Source organism: Hyphomicrobium denitrificans 1NES1, from assembly GCF_000230975.2.
Taxonomy (GTDB): Bacteria; Pseudomonadota; Alphaproteobacteria; order Rhizobiales; family Hyphomicrobiaceae; genus Hyphomicrobium_B; species Hyphomicrobium_B denitrificans_A.
The window spans coordinates 306,761-327,835 of the sequence record NC_021172.1; the positions used below are offsets into that span (position 1 = coordinate 306,761).

Annotated in this window: 22 protein-coding genes; 14 read left to right on the forward strand and 8 right to left on the reverse strand. The window is 58.1% G+C overall.

The annotated features are described in order from the left end of the window. Window positions 1-11 precede the first annotated feature (11 nt). Window positions 12-926 (forward strand): metal-dependent hydrolase, encoded by a 915-nt coding sequence (locus tag HYPDE_RS01425; protein WP_041320719.1) that lies wholly within the window; start codon window positions 12-14, stop codon window positions 924-926. Here the strand turns inward: HYPDE_RS01425 and HYPDE_RS01430 are convergent. The 4 genes from HYPDE_RS01430 to HYPDE_RS01445 all read right to left on the reverse strand — a co-directional run bounded on the left by HYPDE_RS01430 (window position 895) and on the right by HYPDE_RS01445 (window position 3,709). After that, complete coding sequence (locus tag HYPDE_RS01430) at window positions 895-1,503, reverse strand: TetR/AcrR family transcriptional regulator (RefSeq protein ID WP_015596539.1); 609 nt, start codon at window positions 1,501-1,503, stop codon at window positions 895-897. The two genes, HYPDE_RS01425 and HYPDE_RS01430, sit on opposite strands and share 32 nt — an antisense overlap. A gap of 261 nt (window positions 1,504-1,764) precedes the next feature. Continuing rightward, window positions 1,765-2,451 (reverse strand): TadE/TadG family type IV pilus assembly protein, encoded by a 687-nt coding sequence (locus HYPDE_RS01435; RefSeq protein WP_015596540.1) that lies wholly within the window; start codon window positions 2,449-2,451, stop codon window positions 1,765-1,767. Continuing rightward, window positions 2,429-3,025 (reverse strand): TadE/TadG family type IV pilus assembly protein, encoded by a 597-nt coding sequence (locus HYPDE_RS01440; protein ID WP_041320720.1) that lies wholly within the window; start codon window positions 3,023-3,025, stop codon window positions 2,429-2,431. The genes HYPDE_RS01435 and HYPDE_RS01440 overlap by 23 nt, the downstream gene beginning before the upstream one ends. A 171-nt stretch (window positions 3,026-3,196) precedes the next feature. Further along, on the reverse strand, window positions 3,197-3,709 hold the full coding sequence (locus HYPDE_RS01445) for a pilus assembly protein N-terminal domain-containing protein (RefSeq protein WP_041319766.1): 513 nt from the start codon (window positions 3,707-3,709) through the stop codon (window positions 3,197-3,199). 548 nt (window positions 3,710-4,257) lie between these two features. On the opposite strand from HYPDE_RS01445, the gene HYPDE_RS01450 reads away from it, so the two are divergent. From HYPDE_RS01450 to HYPDE_RS01495, 10 genes are all read left to right on the forward strand, one after another. Next, a complete protein-coding gene (locus tag HYPDE_RS01450; RefSeq protein ID WP_015596543.1) occupies window positions 4,258-4,440 on the forward strand; it encodes a Flp family type IVb pilin in 183 nt (60 codons plus the stop codon). Between the two features lie 93 nt (window positions 4,441-4,533). Continuing rightward, a complete protein-coding gene (locus HYPDE_RS01455) occupies window positions 4,534-4,710 on the forward strand; it encodes a Flp family type IVb pilin (RefSeq protein ID WP_051112037.1) in 177 nt (58 codons plus the stop codon). Window positions 4,711-4,794: 84 nt separating this feature from the next. After that, window positions 4,795-5,304, forward strand: a complete 510-nt coding sequence (locus HYPDE_RS01460) for an A24 family peptidase (protein ID WP_015596545.1) — start codon at window positions 4,795-4,797, stop codon at window positions 5,302-5,304. A 153-nt stretch (window positions 5,305-5,457) separates the two neighbouring features. Continuing rightward, complete coding sequence (gene cpaB / locus HYPDE_RS01465; protein ID WP_015596546.1) at window positions 5,458-6,261, forward strand: Flp pilus assembly protein CpaB; 804 nt, start codon at window positions 5,458-5,460, stop codon at window positions 6,259-6,261. Between the two features lie 38 nt (window positions 6,262-6,299). Beyond that, complete coding sequence (locus tag HYPDE_RS01470) at window positions 6,300-7,958, forward strand: type II and III secretion system protein family protein (RefSeq protein WP_015596547.1); 1,659 nt, start codon at window positions 6,300-6,302, stop codon at window positions 7,956-7,958. Between the two features lie 20 nt (window positions 7,959-7,978). Further along, the gene (locus tag HYPDE_RS01475) at window positions 7,979-8,716 is read left to right on the forward strand and encodes a CpaD family pilus assembly protein (RefSeq protein ID WP_015596548.1); all 738 of its coding nucleotides are present in this window, start codon (window positions 7,979-7,981) and stop codon (window positions 8,714-8,716) included. 14 nt (window positions 8,717-8,730) lie between these two features. Then, a complete protein-coding gene (locus HYPDE_RS01480) occupies window positions 8,731-10,029 on the forward strand; it encodes a transcriptional regulator (protein WP_015596549.1) in 1,299 nt (432 codons plus the stop codon). Between the two features lie 10 nt (window positions 10,030-10,039). Beyond that, window positions 10,040-11,518: a CpaF family protein gene (locus HYPDE_RS01485; protein ID WP_015596550.1), complete on the forward strand. Its 1,479-nt coding sequence runs from the start codon at window positions 10,040-10,042 to the stop codon at window positions 11,516-11,518. Then, window positions 11,511-12,500: a type II secretion system F family protein gene (locus HYPDE_RS01490; RefSeq protein ID WP_051111946.1), complete on the forward strand. Its 990-nt coding sequence runs from the start codon at window positions 11,511-11,513 to the stop codon at window positions 12,498-12,500. Before HYPDE_RS01485 ends, HYPDE_RS01490 begins: the two co-directional genes overlap by 8 nt. A 39-nt stretch (window positions 12,501-12,539) precedes the next feature. After that, complete coding sequence (locus HYPDE_RS01495; protein ID WP_015596552.1) at window positions 12,540-13,520, forward strand: type II secretion system F family protein; 981 nt, start codon at window positions 12,540-12,542, stop codon at window positions 13,518-13,520. A 148-nt stretch (window positions 13,521-13,668) separates the two neighbouring features. On the opposite strand, the gene HYPDE_RS01500 is transcribed toward HYPDE_RS01495, so the two are convergent. Then, complete coding sequence (locus tag HYPDE_RS01500) at window positions 13,669-14,658, reverse strand: tetratricopeptide repeat protein (RefSeq protein WP_041320722.1); 990 nt, start codon at window positions 14,656-14,658, stop codon at window positions 13,669-13,671. 199 nt (window positions 14,659-14,857) lie between these two features. On the opposite strand from HYPDE_RS01500, the gene HYPDE_RS01505 reads away from it, so the two are divergent. After that, on the forward strand, window positions 14,858-16,279 hold the full coding sequence (locus tag HYPDE_RS01505; protein WP_041320723.1) for a leucyl aminopeptidase family protein: 1,422 nt from the start codon (window positions 14,858-14,860) through the stop codon (window positions 16,277-16,279). Then, window positions 16,276-17,169 carry a C40 family peptidase gene (locus HYPDE_RS01510; protein WP_015596555.1) on the forward strand — a complete coding sequence of 298 codons (894 nt, stop codon included), beginning with the start codon at window positions 16,276-16,278 and terminating at the stop codon, window positions 17,167-17,169. Before HYPDE_RS01505 ends, HYPDE_RS01510 begins: the two co-directional genes overlap by 4 nt. Here HYPDE_RS01510 and HYPDE_RS01515 read toward each other — a convergent pair. After that, on the reverse strand, window positions 17,166-17,630 hold the full coding sequence (locus HYPDE_RS01515) for a hypothetical protein (RefSeq protein WP_144061144.1): 465 nt from the start codon (window positions 17,628-17,630) through the stop codon (window positions 17,166-17,168). The two genes, HYPDE_RS01510 and HYPDE_RS01515, sit on opposite strands and share 4 nt — an antisense overlap. A 70-nt stretch (window positions 17,631-17,700) precedes the next feature. Further along, window positions 17,701-18,012 carry a hypothetical protein gene (locus HYPDE_RS18590; protein ID WP_015596557.1) on the reverse strand — a complete coding sequence of 104 codons (312 nt, stop codon included), beginning with the start codon at window positions 18,010-18,012 and terminating at the stop codon, window positions 17,701-17,703. 1,036 nt (window positions 18,013-19,048) lie between these two features. Between HYPDE_RS18590 and yghU the strand changes: the two genes are divergently transcribed. Beyond that, on the forward strand, window positions 19,049-19,918 hold the full coding sequence (gene yghU / locus HYPDE_RS01530) for a glutathione-dependent disulfide-bond oxidoreductase (RefSeq protein ID WP_015596560.1): 870 nt from the start codon (window positions 19,049-19,051) through the stop codon (window positions 19,916-19,918). Between the two features lie 51 nt (window positions 19,919-19,969). Here yghU and ada read toward each other — a convergent pair whose 3' ends face one another. After that, window positions 19,970-21,040: a bifunctional DNA-binding transcriptional regulator/O6-methylguanine-DNA methyltransferase Ada gene (gene ada / locus HYPDE_RS01535; RefSeq protein WP_041320726.1), complete on the reverse strand. Its 1,071-nt coding sequence runs from the start codon at window positions 21,038-21,040 to the stop codon at window positions 19,970-19,972. Window positions 21,041-21,075: the final 35 nt, after the last annotated feature.

Sequence of the window (21,075 nt, forward strand, 5' to 3'; positions counted from 1 at the left end):
TGGGGGACGTCATGGCCAACTTTACGACGCACATTGCGGTTGGAACCGTGGTCTCGGGTGCGTTGGCAACATTGACGCTCGCCGCCAACGTCGTTGCACCGGAGAACCTTGTCGCGGTGACGATGGCAGGCGTTCTCGGCTCCGTGCTTCCCGATATCGATCTTAAGGACTCGCGGCCAAGCCGGGCGATGTTCGCGGGGCTGGCAATTTTCTTTTCGTTTGCGGTGCTGTTCACCGCGGCCACGAAATTCTCCATAGCCGAACTCTGGATCTTGTGGCTCGGGACGTTGCTGCTGGTACGCTACGGGCTTCATATGGTGTTTCATCGCATTTCCGTGCACCGCGGCATCTGGCATTCAATTCTGGCGGCGGTTTTTTGCGCGGTCGCGACGGCGGTTGTCTTTCAGCACATGCTGAACAAGCCGGCGGGCGTCGCGTGGCTTGGCGGTGCCTTCATGTTTGTCGGATATCTGACGCATCTGACGCTGGATGAGATCTATTCGGTCGACGTCATGGATACGCGGCTGAAGTCATCGTTCGGAACGGCATTGAAATTCTTCGATCACCGCCATTTCTATGCCTCGCTTGGGATGGCAGCTGCCACGCTCGGCGCCATCGTCGTCTCGCCGCCGACCAATACGTTCGTCGACGGGCTTTCATCGCGTAGCCTCTGGAGCGGTCTCGAACAGCGGCTTTTGCCGCCGGACAAGTGGTTCGGTCTTGTCGAGACGCCACGTATGGCGCGCCGCAATGACGATGATAAGGCAACCGGCGTCGTGACGGGGTCTGTCAATCAAGGCGCGGTAACGGAAAACGGAAGTGACGCCGGAACGCTGATATCGGAGCCGGCCTCAACACCGGAAGCCATTCCAAGCCCGGCAGACACCCCAGCTGTCAGCGTGCCCAGCGAGAACGCAAGCCCCTGACAAAGTTAGACGTCAGCTCTTTTGCGTAGGTCTGTGCCGTCGCTGGAGTCAGATGGACGCCTTTCTCGCTGGCAGCGACAGCAGCGATGCCGTGGACACTCGCAAACAGAGCCCGCGCAGTCGTATCGAGCCCTTCGAGTGACTCTGCCGGGGCAAGCGGAGCGAGGCCTTTGCGAAAGATCTCCGCGAGATTATTCAGATGCTCGTGGAAAGGCGGAGGCACAGTACTCGCGCTTGGTACACTGTGGGCAAAGAGAAGGTTCCACATGCGTTTATTGGCCAGCGCGAAGTCGATATAGGCGTGGGTGAGCGCATCGACATTCTCCTCGCCGTTCGTTCCAAGCGGCACCCGCTTCAGGTGATCAACGGTTCGAGCTAACAGCTGAACCTGAAGCGTCAAAAGCACGTCGTCCAGGTTTTCGAAGATATTGTATAGCGTTCCGGGCGAGTACCCGATCATGCGGGCTATCTCTCGAGCCGAGAGACCAGAAATGCCGTTGCGTTCAACAATGGTACGTGAGGCGTCTAGGATGAGCTGGCGAAGCTCTTCCGGCGAATGAACTGCTCTCCGTCCCACTGCGAGGCCTCGCCTGCGTTCAGTTCATTTCCGTCGAGAATCTTATATTACGTGGATCGCAGGGCAAAATTCCCTTAGCCCGATGCAGGAATTATTTTGAATAGGAAAAACACATTTAGCAGGTGCGGAACGCGCAGTCTACTTTCCCTCAATTTGAGGGAATAAGCTGCTGTTATTCTTGTTGATTAGCCGGAGATCGGAGAGCTGAAATTCCACTTCAGTGCTGAATGTGCAATTTCTTTATCCTGCGGAAACTTTGGCTCAACCGCTGCCGGCCGGGCACTTCAAGTTTTGGGTCTTCTGGCCGAAGAAGACCGAGCCATAGCGGGGAGCAAACGTCATGGTGTCCGACCAATTCATCGCCTGGGTGATGCCCGGAACAATGTTCGCCAGGAGCGGCGTGTAGGTGTATTTGGCCTCGATGACGATTGCGGCATCACCCTTTGAAATCATGTTCGGGTCGGGCATGGATTTCACGTCACCGCAGTTTGCAATCGCCGCGTTGTGATACGACCACGCCCACTCGACCTTAGTAATACTGGCGTCGGCGCTCGACGCTCGCAGTTGCGTGATCGCGATCTGCAAAGGCGTTGAGCTGAAGGGTTCCATGACGTGTTCGGCAGAGACCAACATGCCGTCAAGCGTCGTCGAGGCATCCTCTGGAGTTGAGCCGATCTGCTTTTCGCGCGCTACGAGGTCACCGATCATTGCCGTGGCCCGTTGAAAACGCTTGTTCACCATCAAAGCGCGCGAAATCTCAAAGGTTCCGAACGTCATCAGCATCAGCAAAGGGGCGATGAATGCAAACTCGACCGCGGCGACGCCGGACGAATTGGAGAGAAAAGCAAGTATCCGCGACGTGATTTGGAGTTTCAGACGCTGGTTCATGGATAGCTTTTCCTGCGCGACGACGGCATCACCGACCTCAGCTTTGCGGATACGGTTCACTGCGGAATGCCGTTGCCGTTTGCAGCATCAACGACCCGTCGGCCATGTTGCCGAGTTTGATCATTGGCAGCTTCGACGTGAAATTCCATTTATAGCACACCGTCACGATCACGACGTCGCTGGCGGCGCCGGAATAGATCGCGATGAGGTCGGTGCCGGGCGCAGTGTTTGTGACGACCACTCCACCCTGGACGCAGGGCTGAGGCTTGGCGCTGTTCAGTCCTGCCCAACCATCGGGGTAAGATTTTACGAAGATCTGCAGTTGGTTGCAGTCGATCCACGAGCCAGCACCATCGCAGATGCTTTGCTTGAACTGGTTGACCGTCATTTTGTCGGTGACGGCTTCACCCGTTCGGATCAGACGGCTTGTCTGATCCATGCCCTTCTCGAGGGAATTCGAGATGAAGAAATAAAAGGCGCAGCCAACAAAGCCCAATATGAACATGAAAAAGGGAATGGCGACGATGGAGAATTCCAACGCCGTCGATCCCTTATCGTCCGCTTTCCATTGCCGTAGCAAACGGTTGCGGAGCAGTTGGCGGGAAATGGCGCTAACGCTGTGCGTGGTAGTCATGAAACGCTCGCGACCGTTGATGATAACGGGCAATCAATAAATTAGCGCCGATTAAAGCGGCATTTATCGAAAGACATTTCGCGTTTGATGGTTGAGCAAATGTGAAAACCGGCAAACACCGGCCGGCCCGAGACGATGGGAGGACAGTCCGCTTGCGGCTCGGATGGACAGTTATTGCTGGTTGTTGGCGCTGTTGGCGGAATCGGACGCACCCTCGGAGAACTTTGTCTTCTGAGAGTTTGCTGCCTGGACGGCGTTGAAGAACTCCTTGTCGTCGCCGATCGTAAGGGTTGGCTCACAATTCGGTGTACATGCGTACGTGAAGCGTGTGCTGCCTTTGTGCAAATTGACGATTTTGCGGTCGTCGCGCTCGACCAATACGCGTTGGTCCTGAATGACGTTGTGAGCAGCGTCGAGGGCAATGACATTCGTAATGCCGAATGTCTTGCCGGTGACGACCAACAGATTGCCGTCTTGCAGAGTCACGTCGGCGATCGATGGGTTGCCGACGATGATTTCGGTAGCGGGGCGCGGAAGGTGGAGCAGTTGAGACTGGTCGTAACGTACAATCAAGTCAGCGGCCGAGGCGCCAGCCGCTGAAAGAGCCGTCAGCATAACCGCCAAGCCGGTGCGAACGACCCAAAAGGCGCGCGACGATGCGAGCGTTTCTGTTCCACGGTGCATTGGCGCGATCCTTCCGAAGCTAACGCGCAAATAAGCTCATCAAATGGTGAAGGAACTGCAAATGCTTGTTCCGAACCGCAGCAGTATGGGGCGGCCGCGGCAGACTGGGCGGCCGCCAGATGCGCTTGCTGGTTAATCCGGTGACTGATGAAGTCTCGCGCCGAAAGTCCGACTCGCCAGAGGAGTGCAGACAACCAAAGTTATTTCATCTTTGAGTCAAAGCGACAGCGGTCTCATTCCTGCCCCTTACTGAGGCCAACAGTTCTATAAATACTTCAATAAACCTAGTATTAACTCGTATTCCTCTATCTTATTTTCAAATTTTGCGCGATTGTGATGTATATATATGCCGTTCTCTGCTATTTATTCTACTTAATACATAAGAAGGCATTGGATAATATTTGTTAGTCAGTAGCCGGTACCGGGCGGCTGCGTTTTACCTGCCTTTAAGTTTTGCGATCTACAGTCCGCATCAGTTCAGCGGTGAGGACATCCTCTTCCCGAGGAACGGGATCGATAAAAGTATTAGCGTAGATCGGAACAAACCAATGAACATGATTTCGCGTTTCATGAGCGATGAGTCGGGTGCAACGGCCATCGAATATGGCTTGATCGCTGCCCTTATCGGCGTTGCTCTCATCACCGTGCTGGGTCAGGTTGGTTCCAGCCTCAGCACCACCTTTGGGAAGGTGAAGAGCTCGCTGGATACGGCAAACGGTGGTGGCACCTGATAAGCGCTTTTTAGCGCTGGGCTTATTGTAAGAGTGCATTTGAGCGCGCTCGGAGAAGGTTCTTCGAGCGCGCTTTTCATAAAGGTCTTTGCAATGCTGCCTTCCAGCCTACGCGGTTTTGCGCGCGACGAGAGCGGTGCGACCTCGATCGAATATGCACTTATCGCGAGTATTGTCAGTCTGGCGATCATTGGCGGGCTAACGGGGGTCAGGGCTTCACTCATCGGCATTTTCGACTCTGTGGTTGCAGGATTCGGCCAAACTAATTGATTGCCGACGCCCCTGCCGTTAGGCCGACCTTTACCGTGTTGCGCCATACTCTGTCCGCGGTCGCGTTTCTCGTACAGGTGAATAATGTCGGTGCTGATTTTTCTTCTCGTCGCGATCTTTCCGATTGCGATGGCATTTGCCGCAGCAAATGACCTTTTCACGATGAAGATCCCGAACGTTATCTCCCTCGCGCTGGCCGGAGGTTTCGTTGCGCTGGCATTTGTAACGCGGATGCCGCTTGAGACATTCGGCCTGCATCTTGCGTATGCCTTCGGGGTGCTGGCCCTGACGTTTACGCTTTTTGCTTTCAAGTTGGTTGGGGGCGGCGACGCCAAGCTGATGGCAGCAGGGGCCCTTTGGATGGGTCCGGAGTTCATCCTCCCCTTTATCGCCTTCGTCACGATCTGGGGCGGCGCTTTGTGCCTCCTGATCCTGAGCTATCGGAGAGCGGTTCCAGCCGAACTTTGGCCGCTGCCGGGTTGGGCGCAGCGTCTGCATACGGCAGGCGGTCCGATTCCCTATGGCATCGCAATTGCGGGTGCCGGCCTCATGATCTTTCCATCGACCGATTTGTTCCGGATGCTGGTGGCCTGATCGGGTCTGAAGACCTCGCCGGGCATCGCCCAATTGGTGCTGCAACCGTTGCCGGCGTACACCTTTCTGAAACGGAAGTTAACCTCACATTGACGTTTGTCCGACAGTATCGGCGCAGGATTGCGAACCCCGAGCTGAAGGATTTTCGCCGCGATGAAGCGGGCACAACTTGTCGGTTTTTCCGTCGCGTTCACTGCGGCAGGGCTCGCTTATTATATCGCAAGCGCATTCATGACGCCGCCTGCGCCGATAATGGTCGAAAAGCAGGTCGATAGCACTGATGTTTTGGTTGCGGGCTCCGATATTTCCGTCGGCCAGATCGTCAGCGAGGGCAATTTTCGCTGGGTTTCCTGGCCGAAGAAAGCGATTACGCCCGACTATATAACGAAGGGCAGCGGCGGTCCTGCGCGGATGCATGAGTTTGCGGGATCGGTTGCGCGCTCGGCACTTCTCGCGGGCGAGCCCATCACCACGCAGAAGCTGATCAAACCGGGTCAGGGCGGCGTCTTAGCCGCGATCCTGCCGCAAGGCATGCGCGCCATTTCGACCAAGATCAAGGCCGAAACCGCGGCGGGTAGCCTCATTCTTCCGAACGACCATGTCGACGTGATCCTAATTCGTCACCTCCGGGGTCGCAGCGGCCAGGACGAGAATGTTGCGGATACGCTGTTCCGGAACGTGCGGGTCATGGCGATAGGCCAGCAGATCGAAACCAAGGGGGGAAAGAAATCGGCAGACGTCTCTGCTTCTACCGCGACGCTGGAATTGACGCCGAAGCAGGCGGAGATGATGGCGCTCGCGAATTCGATGGGAGAGATCACCCTCTCCTTGCGCAGCGTTGCAGATTTGAGTTCCGACCCTGAGCGGGCCGGAGGGCTGGATTTGAACAAGCCGCAAAACAATTCGGTACGGGTTGTTCGTTACGGTGCGAAGTCGCGTGTGTATGGCGTGAACTGAGTTGGTCGGTCAGTGGTCGTCATAAAGGCGGGAACCTCATGCGATTTGAAATTGGATTCCCATGGCGCGCGGCCGCACGCGTGCTCGTGGTGTTTGCTCCCGTTATGCTGGCAGTAATTGCGCCGGCGTCGGCGCAGCAGCGCGCGTCTGACCGGCAACTGGAGCGGACCGACGGATTTGATCCGGAATACAGCAAGAACACGCAGTCTATTGTCCGGATTCCGGAATCCAAGGGAGGCCCGATCCACAAGAGCATCAAGATTGGGCTTGGAAAATCCGTCCTCGTCGAATTCCCCAGTGGCGTACGCGACGTCATGGCATCGAATCCAGCCGTCGTCGACGCTGTTGTGCTTAGCTCGAACCGCGTGTTTTTGCTCGGCAAAGCGCCAGGCCAATCGAACGCATTTTTCTTTTCGAACACAGGACAGCAGCTCGCACTCATCGAACTCAATGTCGATCAGGAAGGCGATGGCCTGGAAACGCTTTTGCGAAGGGTCATTCCCGGTTCAGACATCAAGGTTGAGACGCTCAACCAAACAGTGATCTTGACCGGGCATGTGAAGAGCCCATCAGATTCGGCGCGCGCAACAAGGATATCGGCTCAATTTATGAGCCAGATGATTGCAAGCTGGTCGTCCAATGTAAGCCTCTCGGCTAGCGGAGGTAGCTCGCAAGGGCAGCCGCGTACCGACGTCAAAGATTCCGACGACGTTAAATCAGTCATCAATCTGCTGACCGTCGAAGCGGAAGAGCAGGTGATGCTCAAGGTCACAGTTGCCGAGGTCAAGCGCACGCTCCTGAAGCAAATGGGCGTCAACCTCGGCGGCATGCTGCAGTCGGGCAGTTTTTCGACGACGCTTCTCACCGAAAATTCGTTTCCGATTTCTGCCGCGCAGGGACTTGGAACCCTGCCGACATTCGGCGTCGGCACGGCCGCAAGCGCGGGGTGCGCGGCGATGCACGTCTGCGCCTTCAATTCCGGACCGGCGCCCGGCACATTCGGCAATAGCGGCATCGTGTCGGGGTGGGGGAACAGTCGTAACAATATCCAGTCAGCGGTTCGGGCGCTCGAGCGCGACGGGTTGATCAGAACACTGGCGGAGCCCAACCTCACGGCGATCTCGGGTGAGGCAGCTGAATTTCTGGCTGGCGGCGAAGTTCCCTATGTCACCGGCGTCGATACGCAAACAGGCGTCAGTGCCGTCGCCTTCAAGAAGTTTGGCGTGCAGCTCAGCTTTACTCCGGTCGTTCTGACCGAAGGCCGGATCAGCCTCAAGATCGATACGAGCGTCAGCGATATCGCACAGTTCATCTCGGGCAATCCTGTCTTCGACACACGGCAAGCGAAGACCGTTGTCGAGCTTCCTTCGGGTGGTTCGCTGGCGCTTGCAGGTTTGATCTCGACGAAGACGCAGCAAAACATCGACGGGCTTCCCGGAGCCAAGGACATTCCAATTCTCGGAACGCTTTTCCGCAGCCGCGACTTTCAAAACGATGAGTCGGAGCTGGTGGTTATCGTTACGCCGTATCTCGTGCAGCCCGTTGCGCGCCAACAGCTCTCGACGCCCGCAGACGGATTGTATCCTGCGACAGATCTCAAAGCGGATTTTCTCGGTCACCTCAATCGGATCTACGGAAGAAGCGAAGTTCAGCCCTCCGGCGGTTTGAAGGGCGACTATGGATTCATCGTCGAATAATCGGGCTCCGGAGACACATCATGCAGATGCAAAAGACGATACTCCGCGGACCCGCAAAGAGGTGGTCCGGTCTCGCCAAAATTCTGATCGTGGCCTGCCTGCCGATTGCGATGGCCGGCTGCGAGCACGATCGAGCGGGTCCGCAGGTTGCGGGCTGGCAATTGATCGATCCCGAGCAGCGCCATCCCATCCTCGTGTCGCAGCAGCCTGCCGTTCTCAATCTGCGTGTTGCGTCGGGTTCTGAAGGGCTGACGCCATCACAGCGCGGCCGCGTGATGGATTTTATCAACCATCACAGAGCCAGCGATGCCGGCAATAGCCGGTTTGTCATCTCGGCGCCTGCAGGTTCGGCAAACGAGGGCGCAGCAATGGATGCAGCCAGCGATGTGCGGCGGCTGGTGCTTGCCGGTGGGTATTCGGAGTCTTCGATTTCTGCCGAAGCCTATCACGCGACCGGCGGCGAGGCGCCTTTGCGTATCTCGTATATGCGCTATGTCGCCGATGCGCCCGACTGCGGTCAGGATTGGTCGGAGAATCTGGCGCGCACCTATCAGAACACGCCATATCCAGATTTCGGCTGCTCCTCGCAGCGCAATCTGGCAGTCATGGTCGCAAATCCTGCTGACTTGCTTGGGCCTCGCACGATGACGCCGAGCGATGCCAATCGTCGTTTCAAAATGTACGATAAGTACGTGAAAGGCGATCAGCTTGGTGCGGCGGCCGAAGCAGTAACGATTGCCAAATCCAACAGTAATTGATCTTTGGAGGCGACATGTCCCAGCATATTCAAGCTGCGCCTGAATTTGATCCAGAGTTTTCCAGAGAACAGCAAGAGTTTTATTCGAGTGATCGCGCGCGCCCTGTGCCGCGGATCTCGATCCAGGCATTTTGCGACGATGTGGGCGTTGCGAATGCCATTCAATATGCCGCCGAAGACCGGCGTCTGTCCAAGGCGCATGCCAGCGTGCATATGGGCGGTATCGCGGCCGCCATATCGCATTACGTGGACAGCCCGACACCGAACCTCATTATTCTCGATTGTGCCCTTGACGGCAGCACGCTCCTGGCAGAGCTCGACCGGCTTGCGGAGAGCTGCGATCCCGGCACGAAGGTCGTCGTCATAGGACGTCAAAACGATGTGGTGCTTTATCGCGAGCTATTGAAGCGGGGCGTCGGCGAATACCTTGTTGCGCCGATTGATCCGCTCGCCGTGATGGAGTGTATCTCGAACCTTTACAACAATCCGGATACCGATCCGGTCGGTCATGTGTTTGCCTTTGTCGGCGCCAAGGGCGGTGTCGGCTCTTCGACGATCTGCCACAACGTCGGCTGGACGATGTCGGAGATTCTGAAAACCGACGTCGCGATCGCCGATCTCGATCTTGCATTCGGCACGACGGGCCTCGACTTCAATCAGGACCCGGTGCAAGGCATTGCGGAAGCACTTACGGCGCCGGAACGTCTCGACGATCAACTCCTCGATCGGCTGATGACCAAATGCTCGGAGCATTTGTCCATCTTTGCAGCCCCCGTCGTAATCGACCGCGATTATGACATTTCGCCAGAAGCCTGCGATACCGTTCTCGACGTTGTGCGGCAGAACGTGCCCTTCGTGGCCGTCGACCTGCCGCACGGCTGGTCACCGTGGTCGAAGCGGGTGCTTCTGCAAGCCGATCAAGTCGTGATTACGGTCGTGCCGGACCTCGCGAATCTCAGGAATGCAAAGAACATCGTCGATCTGCTGCGAACTTCGCGGAAGAACGACATCAAGCCGCATCTGATCCTGAACATGGCCAATATGCCGAAGCGTCAGGAAATCACGCTCAAAGAATTCGAGCAGGCGCTCGACGTCAAGGTGATGGCGGTCGTTGACTACGATCCCGAAACGTTCAGTCAGGCATCGAACAACGGTCAGATGCTCGAAGAACTCAATCCCAAGGCGAAGGCGGTGGAAAGGTTTCATGATATCGCGATGAGAATCACGGGCCGCAGGGAAGCCAAGGCGGAGAAGCGGAATTCGCCTTTGGCAGCGATCAGGCCGCTTTTCGAGAAGCTGAAACTAAAGCGCTGAGGACTTCGCCATGTTCGGTAGGCGTTCAAACGATCCTGTCTCCGCAAAACGGAGTGAACCGCAGGTCGTACCGGTGGTCCAGCCCGTCGCCGCCCCGGAGACGAAGGCGCCACAATCGCGCCAGTCGACGCCGGCAGCGCCGCGTCCGGAGCCGGCCGTCGAAATGCAGCGCAGGCATTCGGAAGAATATTACGACGTCAAAACGACCGTATTCAACGCGCTGATCGATACGATCGATCTGACACAGCTCGCCAAGCTCGACGCTGTCGCGGCGCGCGAAGAAATCCGCGATATCGTCAGCGAGATCATCCAGGCCAAGAATGTCGTGATGTCGATCGCGGAGCAGGAGGAGCTCCTCGAAGACATTTGCAACGACGTTTTGGGCTACGGACCGCTCGAACCGCTGTTGGCGCGAGACGACATTGCGGACATCATGGTCAATGGCGCTTCGACGACCTTCATCGAAGTCGGCGGCAAAGTGCAGAAAACAAGTGTGCGCTTTGCCGACAATCAGCAGTTGATGAACATCTGCCAGCGCATCGTCAGCCAGGTCGGCCGCCGGGTCGATGAATCGAGTCCGATCTGCGATGCGCGTCTTCCCGACGGCTCGCGCGTCAACGTCATTGTGCCGCCACTGGCAATCGACGGACCGGCGCTCACCATCCGCAAATTCAAAAAAGACCGCCTGAAGCTCGATCAACTCGTCAAATTCGGCTCCATAACGCCGGAAGCCAAAACCATCCTTGAGATCATCGGCCGGGTCCGGTGCAACGTGGTCATTTCAGGAGGCACCGGCTCGGGAAAAACGACGCTGCTCAATTGTCTGACCGGCTCGATCGATAACGATGAGCGCATCATTACTTGCGAAGACTCGGCCGAACTTCAGCTGCAGCAGCCGCATGTCGTGCGTCTCGAGACGCGCCCTCCGAACCTCGAAGGCGAGGGCGAGATCCGAATGCGCGATCTAATCAAGAACTGCCTTCGTATGCGTCCCGAGCGGATCATCGTCGGCGAAGTCCGCGGACCTGAAGCCTTCGATCTTCTGCAAGCCATGAATACGGGGCACGACGGGTCGATGGGGACGCTGCATGCCAACAGCCCCCGGGAGGCACTAAGCCGCCTTGAATCTATGATCATGCAGGGTGGCTATGCGCTACCGGTCAAAGCCATTCGAGAGATGATCTGTGGATCCATCGACGTCATCGTGCAGGCGTCGCGTTTGCGCGACGGTTCGCGCAAGATCACGCACATCACCGAGGTTCTCGGGATGGAAGAGGAAACGATTACGCTACAAAACCTGCTCATCTACGAGATTACCGGCGAAGACGCACACGGAAAGATCGCGGGGCGTCATCGCTCGACGGGCATAGCGCGTCCGCATTTCTGGGAACGCGCGGAATACTACGGAGAGACGGAGCGGCTTGCGCTCGCCCTCGCGGCTGCGGAGGTCGACGACGACGGAAATTCGCTGGGTGATCGTCATGGCTGATCACGCGCTGTTGAGTTTTCTCATCCCGTTACTGGCGGCCATGGCGTTCGCGGGCGGCGTCTACGCGCTTGCCTATCCCTATTTTTCGGCAGACCGTCAGAAGGATCGGCGCCTAGAAAGCGTTTCGGGACGCAACCGGAAGCTTGGCGGGGCCTTGGCAGAGGTTCAAAGCAGCCGCAAGAAGTCGGTCGCAGATACTTTGAAGGAGATGGACGACAGACAGAAGGCCAAGAAAAAAATAACGATGGGTCTGCGGCTCGAGCGGGCCGGATTAAAGCAGACGCCGCGCGACTTTTACATCATCAGCGCGACACTCGGCATCGTGCTCGGCGGGCTTTCATTCAACTTTCTTACCTTGCCCATTGCTGCAACCGTCGTTGCGGTATTTCTCGGCGCATTCGGAATTCCAAGGTGGGTGCTCGCCAAGATGACGAAGCGCCGCCAAGCCAAATTTTCTTCCCACCTCGCCAATGCGATCGACGTCGTCGTGCGGGGCGTCAAATCCGGCCTCCCGCTCAATGAATGCCTGCAGGTGATCGCGCGTGAAAGTCCCGAGCCGCTTGCGGGCGAATTCCGCAATGTCGTGGAGCAGCAGCGGCTGGGCGTTCCGCTCGCCGATGCGCTGGAACGCATGTACGACCGAATCCCGCTGGCGGAGGTACGATTCTTGACGATCGTCATCGCTATCCAGCAGCAAGCGGGCGGCAACCTGTCGGAGGCGCTTGGCAACCTTTCAGGCGTTTTACGCGATCGCCATATGCTGGCGCTGAAAGTGAAGGCCTTATCGGCGGAAGCCAAGGCTTCGGCGATGGTGCTCGCATCGTTGCCGCCGGGGGTGATGCTCATGGTCTACATGTCATCGCCGAGCTACATGACGCCCTTGTTCACGACGACTCCGGGTCGGTTCATGGTCGCGCTCGGCGCGGTATGGATGACGATCGGCATCCTGGTGATGAAGAAGATGATCAACTTTAAGTTCTAGGTTGAACATTCATTTGGCTAAGGCGCCGACGGTGATCCAATGACAGCTTTCATTGAAACGGTGATGAATCCGCAGTTCGTGGCAACGATGCTTGCCGCGGTTTGCGTCTTCGCGACCGTGTTGTCGATCGCGCTGCCCATGCTGCAGCGGGATCAGATGAATCGCCGGATGAAGGAGATGGCCGTCGAGCGTAGTAAAATGCGCTCCGCTCGTCTTGCGGAAATGGCCGCCAAAGATCGTCCCTCGACCAAGCTGCGCCCGACGGCCAAAGGGTTCATGCAGCGCATCGTCGACGAGTTGAAACTGCGCGAAAGGTTCGACAACGAAGAGATACGCGAGAATTTGAAGCGCGCCGGCCTTCGCGGGCAAGCCAACATCGTCACGTTCCTGTTTTTCCGGGTGACGGCCCCGATCGTTATTTTCTTTCTGGCGCTTTTCTACGTTTTCTTCATCTACAACACCGGGCATCCGCCGCTTGTGAATGTCGGCATCGCACTTGGCGCCGGGTTTCTCGGTTTCTACCTGCCCAACGTGTTCATTTCCAATCGCGTGCAAAAGCGGCAGACATCGATCAAGCAAGCGTTTCCGGACGCGCTCGATATGCTTTTGATCTGCGTGCAATCGGGCATGTCGGTGGAAGCCGCGTTCGGCAAGGTCAGCAAAGAGGTCGCCAGCCAGTCAATCGAGCTCGCCGAAGAAATGGCGTTGACAACCGCGGAGCTCTCCTACTTGCAAGACCGCCGGCAGGCTTATGAGAACCTTGCAAAGCGCACCGGACTTCCAGGCGTCAAAGGCGTGACGACAGCTCTCATCCAGGCCGAGCGCTACGGCACGCCCGTGGGCCAGGCTCTCAGAACCATGGCCAAGGAAAATCGCGAGATTCGTCAGTCGGAAGCAGAACGCAAAGCCGCAGCGCTGCCGCCGAAACTGACTGTGCCGATGATCGTTTTCTTCCTGCCCGTGCTTTTCATCGTCATTCTTGGGCCGGCCGGTATCAGCTACATGCAGATGCCGAAATAGACGCCGCGGCGAGCGGGTGGTTACGGCGTGAGCGCTGGCGAACGACGTTGCGCCCCGGTCTGAAAGACAAGGGCGGTAGCTTTTCGAGACGAATTCAATCCAAGATTGACCAGGTCTCGCGGGCAGCGGTCGAGCCGTAGCCGCAACGCTAGTGAGTCATGCCCTTGAGCGATAATGGCAACGACGTATCCGTTGCGCTGACCGTTTGCCAGTTGCTCTGGGCTTCCGATATCGGCGCCGCATTGGCGGCTGTGCTGATCTGCCGGTCCGCCTGAGGCGACGCTGCCGGCTCGACGGACGTTTGCGCCATGAAGCTGCTTGCGTCGGGCATTTCGCTCTTGGGTTCGAGCTTGACCAACTGCTTCAGATAGCGGGCGTTGGATGCCGCCGCATCGGAATCGAGCACACTCGAAGCGACTGATTTCGACTCATCGTAGCGTCCCTGCAGCCCGAGGACGAGAGCAAGATTTTCTCGGACCTTGCGCGTCGCTCCGGGTGTGGCAGCGGCTTGCCGCAGGATCTCCTCGGCTTTCTTCGGATCGCCCATCATCGCGTGAGCCATCGCCAGGTTATTCATGACGCCGGGATTGCCGGGAGCGAGCGCCAGGGCGCGCTCGTAAAATGGAATCGCGTCGGCGTATTTGCCCTGTTTGGCGAGAACGGTTCCGCGCGCAGAAATGACGCGCCAATCGGGTCTGGTCGGGTCGTCTGCGGCTGCAAGAAGCTGGCCGGCCATGTTGACCTGATTGAGTTCGAGCGCGAGGCGGCCGTACTCGCTGGTCAACTGCGGGTCGTTGCCGTGGAACATGCTTGCCTGCTGCAGGATGGCGAATGCCTTCTGCTTCTCGCCGAGTGCCTTCAGGTTCTTTGCGTAATTGAGCGCCGGTTGCAGCTCCGTCGGTTTCTTGGAGTACTCCTGCCCCCAATAAGTGGTCGCTTTCTGAAGCTCGGTCTGGGGCGCCGGCGACGTCTCGGTGCTGTCGGTTTTATCCGATTTCAAGGCCATTTCCTGCAGCAGATTAGGCGACGCCGAGCAGGCGCCGAGCAGCAGCGACGCTGAAAGTGCGGCGATCACCCCCATGCGTTTGCAGACGGATGGTTCGACAAGGGTGTGGCGGGGGCGCTCGATGCGCTTCATTGCGGTCTCCGTCTGCCAAGATTCGCAGCCCAACTCCGGCGAATCTGCGTGACGGTCAGTTTCTGGGGCAGGCGTCAATAAACGCTTAAGTTTCACACTCCGTAAGTTATAGCTGATGCAACCCGGGGTCGCGGTTACTTGCGGCAAGCGGCGGACTCTGGTGGATGCTTATGAACTTGGCGTGCTTGCGAGAGGAATGATGGTCGAGACAACAGCTTGGTCGGCAAAAGACGTTTTCGTAATGGGTTCGGCGGAGGCAAGCGACATACCTATCTACTTGGCTTCGTCGGCCGATCCCGGGCCGGTAGGCGGATTGAGCGACCAGCAGAAAGCTTGGCTTGCCGCGCAGAAATTCTCGGGCGCCGCGAAACGGCATCTCCTGATCCCGGGCCCCGATGGCGGCATCGGCTCCGTTGTCTTGGGCGTGGGAGACGGCCAGCAGGGGGAGCCGAGCGGGCCCTCCGAGATGCTCACAGGGTTGCTGTCGGCCAGCTTGCCCGCCGGGACTTACCGTTTGGCCGCTGACGCCGGGACGATGGATCTTGCCGAACTCGCGTGGGCGCTCGGAGGCTATTCCTTTTTCCGGTATCGGCGGAAGGAGAACTGTGCAGAGCGTGCCAGACTTCGCATTGCGGAAGCCGGCGCGGCGCGCGTGATCAATACCGCCGAAGCTGTCTGGTTGGGCCGCGACCTCATCAACACGCCGGCATCCGACATGGGCCCCGGCGATATCGAAGCGGCCGTGCGCGAACTCGCTGCCCGGCACGGTGCGGCTGTTTCCGTCGTGGCCGGAGACGATCTGCTGGCGCAGAACTTTCCCATGATCCACGCCGTCGGCCGGGCGAGTCCGCGTCCGCCGCGGCTGATCGACCTGACGTGGGGACCAGCAGGGGCTCCGAAGATCACGCTCGTCGGCAAGGGCATTACGTTCGATACCGGCGGTCTCGACATCAAGCCTGCAAGCGCGATGCTGCTGATGAAGAAGGACATGGGCGGTGCGGCGACGGCGCTCGCTCTGGCGCACATGATCATGGGGCAGCGGCTGAAGTGCAGGCTTCGCGTCATTATTCCGACGGCCGAGAATTCCGTCGGCGGAGATGCGTTCCGCCCGGGCGACGTGCTGACGAGCCGTGCGGGTATGAGCGTCGAGATCGGCAATACGGATGCGGAAGGCCGCCTCGTGCTTGCCGATGCGCTAGCGCTTGCCGATAGCGATGAGCCTGACAGTATTTTTGTTTTTGCGACGCTTACCGGCGCGGCACGCAGTGCGCTCGGTCCGGATTTGCCCGCTTTCTTTACGGATGACGAGGACCTGGGACACAAGCTTCCTCCGCTTGCGGCATCGATCGGTGACCCATTATGGCGGATGCCGCTCTGGAGCGGGTATCGCCGGCATCTCGACAGCGATATTGCCGACATGAACAATGTCTGGGAATCGCCTTTCGCCGGCGCTATTACCGCGGCGCTCTTTCTCAAGCGCTTCGTCAGCAAAGCCCGCCGTTTCGCCCATTTCGATCTCTATGGATGGCGACCGGCAGCGCGGCCGCTCGGACCGAAGGGTGGAGAACCGCAGACCGCGCGTGCTGTGATGGAGCATCTGAAACGGGAGTTGGCGTCGTGACGGCCAAGATCTCGAATCGCGCGTCCGGCGCTCTCGATCCACGTCGGAACGCATTTCGCAGCGATCTCGCGGCGAAGGTCTTAGAAGGCGTCGTCAAAGCCGAGCGCTATGTTGCGGGAAATCCGGCGGTTGTCGTGCGCAGTTCCGTGCCTTTGCGGAAGTTGCCGGACCCTTCTTACGGATTCGAGACGGAGGCGCTGTTCGGCGAACAGGTGACGATTTTCGACGATGCGGGCGGATGGGCGTGGATTCAGCTCGCGCGCGACGGATACGTCGGATACGTGCCATCCGACGCGTTGCGACGGGGTATCACGCAGGCGACGCACAAAATTCACACCCTGGGTACATTCGTTTATAGCGCTCCCGACATCAAATCTCCGCCGCTGCTGCATCTAGCGATGAATGCGTTGTTGACTGCCAGCGCCGCGGACGAGCGATTTCTGGAACTGGAGGGCAGAGCTTACGTTTATGCGCGACACGCGACGTTCGTCGATCGTCACGCACGGGATTTTGTCGAGATCGCGGAGCGCTTCATCGGAACGCCTTATCTTTGGGGAGGGCGAACGCACATTGGTCTCGATTGTTCGGGCCTCGTGCAAACATCGCTCATCGCTGCGGGCTTCGTCGCGCCTCGCGATACCGACATGCAGCAAGCGGAACTCGGCCAAAACGTTCGGATAGAGGGCGATCTCGAAGGGCTTGCGCGTGGCGATCTCGTGTTCTGGAAGGGGCACGTCGGGATCATGATCGATAGCGTGCTGATGGTCCACGCCAATGCCCATCACATGCAGGTCGCCATCGAGCCGCTTTTGGAAGCAGCGCAGCGCATCAGGAAAGCGTCCGGAGACATCGTTGCGGTGAAACGGTTGGGTCGGCTTACGGCCGTCTAGCGATCGTACGACAGGAACCGGTGTGTCTGCTGTTCTTCATCTGCTTCGAGCGGGCGAACGAAACGTTTCAGAACCCTGTGGCTTCCGATCCAATCCCAGCCGGGCGCGAGTTCAACGCGCGTCGCGACGTCTATCAGAATTCCGGTCAGTGCGTTTCGAGTCTCAATTCTTTCGACACGACCCCGGGCAATTGCCTTTGCGAGATTTAAGAACAGGTCGAAGCGTTCGACTGGCTTATCTTCATAAACTTCGCGGTTGAGTGCGAGATCGAAAGTCTGACTGGCTTTGATCAAAAGCTCGAATGGACAGGCAGTTGGCAAGAAGGGCGCGACGGCCATTCGCCAATAACGGTCCGAGGCGGTGATCGCGATATCGGCGCGGGCGCGCGTTTCGTTCGCCCAGGCTTCAAGGTCGACAAGCGTCTTTTCCAGGCGGTCGCGGTAGACATCGTCGGGGAGCATCGACTCATTCTCATGCGGACTCGGATACGCGAAGATAGCCGATCCACGGCCGCAGGAAAGTTGTCGGACATCAAACAAAAAAGAAGACCGCAACATCTGATGTCGCGGTCCTTATTGGCTTTCGATCGGATTTACCAGTTTCAGTAGCAAACCCAAACGAACTCATCGTAATAGTTCGACCAGCGCCAGCACGGGCCGATACCATAGGCGTACCATCGGCCGTGCCAGAAACGCCGATGGTGGGAATGGTGATGGCCATATCCGCGGTGATGGCGATATGCGTGTCCGCGATAATGACGCGTCGTTGCGTGGTGGCGGCCTCCGCCGTGATGGCCACCGAAGTGACCCATGCTGTGATGATGACCGCCGTGGTGTCCACCATGATGGCCGCCGTGGGGTCGGGCGTCTGCCGATAACGGCATCAGCAATGCGGCCATGGTTGCCGCTACGAATGTAAGACTCCGCAACAAGATTTCTCTCCTTTCGCGTCTTCCGCTTTCTGGGACGAGGGCGTTTCGCGTCTACCAACACGTCTAGCAGACGCGTCGGTCGTTGGGCATTTGAAAGATGCGGTCTGCCTAACGTCGCTTTAAAACGCGTCTCCGATTTCAGACTAATCGCGCTTTTACGTTCTTCGGTAATGTCGGCGATGAATGAGTTCGAGTTGAACGTTCATTCATGATTGTCGTTTTGGTGGTCATATGCGCGACTAACCGCAATTGCGACTTTAAGTTCCATTTTGGGAGGCGCGGGGCGAATGTCGCGTTCGAAACGCGATACGCTTTGTCTCTACGACTAGCGTAGGCATGGGCGGTTGGATGCGCCGGCTGGGCCCTACGATTTCAAAATGCTTGTCAGCGACCTGGTGCACATGCTTGATAACCTTCATATCGAGCGGGCCAATCTCCCGGGTTGGTCCATGGGTGGAAACGAGGTCACGGAATTTGCAGGCCTTTTACCCGGAGCGGGTTGGGAAAATCGTCTACCTCGAAGGCGGCTACGATTGGTCTGATCCGACATTCTTCAAAGCCTTCACCGATATGTTGGTGGCGAACAATCCGAATCCGGCCGAATCCGGAAACGCTTCGCTCGCTCGATGCTCTGAGAGACTGGTATCACGCTGCCTGGATCGGCCGTGATGTGCAATAGACCCCGGCGCTCGAAGCTTTTCTTTGCGATGCCGTGCATATTGAATCGGACGGAACGGTGGACCCTATCCCGTCGGTTAAGGTTTTCGGTGCGCTCATCCACACGCTTGGGACTTTCTGCTATCGCGATCGATGGCACATTAGCTCGCGGCCGCTGCGTCGACCCGTCTCGCCCGGCAAGCATTGTCGCGCGATCCTCGAATGTGAATGATGATTTCCGCGCGTTTGGGTTCGACGCAGCGCGGACGAGCAGTGGAACAAGGCATCGAAATGAGCGATACAGCGAACTATACGCCGCCCAAGGTCTGGCAATGGGATCGGCCGAGCGGGGGTGCGTTTGCAAGCATCAATCGGCCGGTTGCCGGACCGACGCACGAGAAGGAGCTTCCAGTCGGCAAGCATCCGCTGCAACTTTACTCGCTCGCGACCCCGAACGGTATCAAGGTCACGGTGATGCTCGAGGAGCTGCTTGCGCAAGGGCATAGCGGCGCGGAGTACGACGCTTGGTTGATCCGAATTACCGAGGGCGATCAATTCGGCAGCGGTTTTGTCGAAATAAATCCCAATTCGAAGATCCCGGCGCTTGTCGATCGCAGCGGCAGCGCGCCAAGACGTATTTTCGAGTCGGGTTCCATTCTGCTCTATCTGGCGGAGAAATTCGGCGCATTCCTGCCGAGCGATCCGGATAAACGCACGGAAGCGCTGAATTGGCTGTTTTGGCAGGCGGGGAGTGCGCCTTATCTCGGTGGCGGGTTTGGCCACTTCTACACCTATGCTCCGGTCAAGATCGAATATGCGATCAACCGTTTTGCCATGGAGGTAAAGCGGCAACTGGATGTGCTCGATCGCCATCTCGCGGCCCATAAGTTTATGGCGGGCGAGGATTATTCAATCGCCGATATTGCGATTTGGCCTTGGTATGGCGGCCTTGTACGGGGCGAGGTGTATGGCGCCGCCGAGTTTCTCGACGCGCCCGCGTATGTTCATGTCAATCGCTGGGCGAACGCGATTGCGGAGCGTCCAGCGGTCAAGCGCGGGCGCATGGTCAACCGCACATCCGGCGATCCTTCTGGTCAGCTTCGTGAGCGTCATGACGCCGGCGATTTCGAAACCCGGACGGAAGACAAGCTCAAGACCTGAGCGTGCGGGCGTCGCCCTGACGCATCGAAACGACGGCCGCGCGCAATGCGGCTATGACTTTGCTTCGCGTTCGAGAAGCGCTCGTTTGCGCTCCACGCCCCAACGGTAGCCTGAAAGCGAACCGTCGTTGCGTACCACACGGTGGCAGGGGATTGCCACGGCAAGCTTGTTTGCGGCGCAGGCAGCCGCCACGGCCCGCACGGCTTTAGGCATGCCGATGTGCTCGGCGATCTCGCTGTAGGTGGCTGTCGTTCCGGCGGGAATCTCGCGGAGCGCCTGCCAGACGCGATGCTGGAACGCTGTCCCGCGAATATCGAGCGGCAGGTCGAGACCTGTTTCCGGAGCTTCGACCAAGCCTACGACCGTGGCCATGACATTCTCAAACGCGCGGTCGCCGCCGATCAAATTCGCTTTTGGAAAACGATCTTGGAGATTGCGGACGAGAACCTCGGGATCGTCGCCCAGGAAGATTGCCGCGATGCCCTTGTCGCTGGCGGCGACGAGGATCGATCCCAAAGAGCATTGGCCGACCGCAAACCGCATATCGGCACTGTTTCCGCCGGAGCGAAAGTCTGTCGGCGTCATGCCGAGAAAACCAGTGGAATCGGCGTAAAAGCGGCTGCTCGAATTGAAGCCCGCTGCGTGGATGGCGCGGGTCACGGATGCGTTCCCCATAAGGTTCTCTCTCGCGCGTCGCTGCCGGTGCGCAACTGCGTAGGCCTTCGGCGTGACGCCGGCAACGGCTTTGAAGATGCGGTGAAAGTGATACGGGCTGAGACCGGTTGCCCGTGCCAGGTCGGCAAGCTTCGGCGGTTCTTCCACCTGTTCGATCAGGCGGCAGGCTTCCGCTATTTTGGTTGCGTAGCGGTCGTGGAGGGATGGCTCATTCGGCTTGCAACGTTTGCAGGGGCGGAATCCGGCGCGTTCGGCGTCTGCACACGATGCGTGGAATGCCACGTTTTCGCGCCTTGCCAAGCGTGCGGAGCACGATGGCCGGCAATAAACGCCTGTGGTGACAACGGAATAGTAGAATTTTCCATCGAAGGATGGATCGCGCGCTTTGACGGCCGCCCAATAGGCCGCCTCCACATCCATTGCGGACGGTTGCGGCGCGGACCTCATTTTGGTCCTCGGCGTTTGCAGGACAGGGATCATTT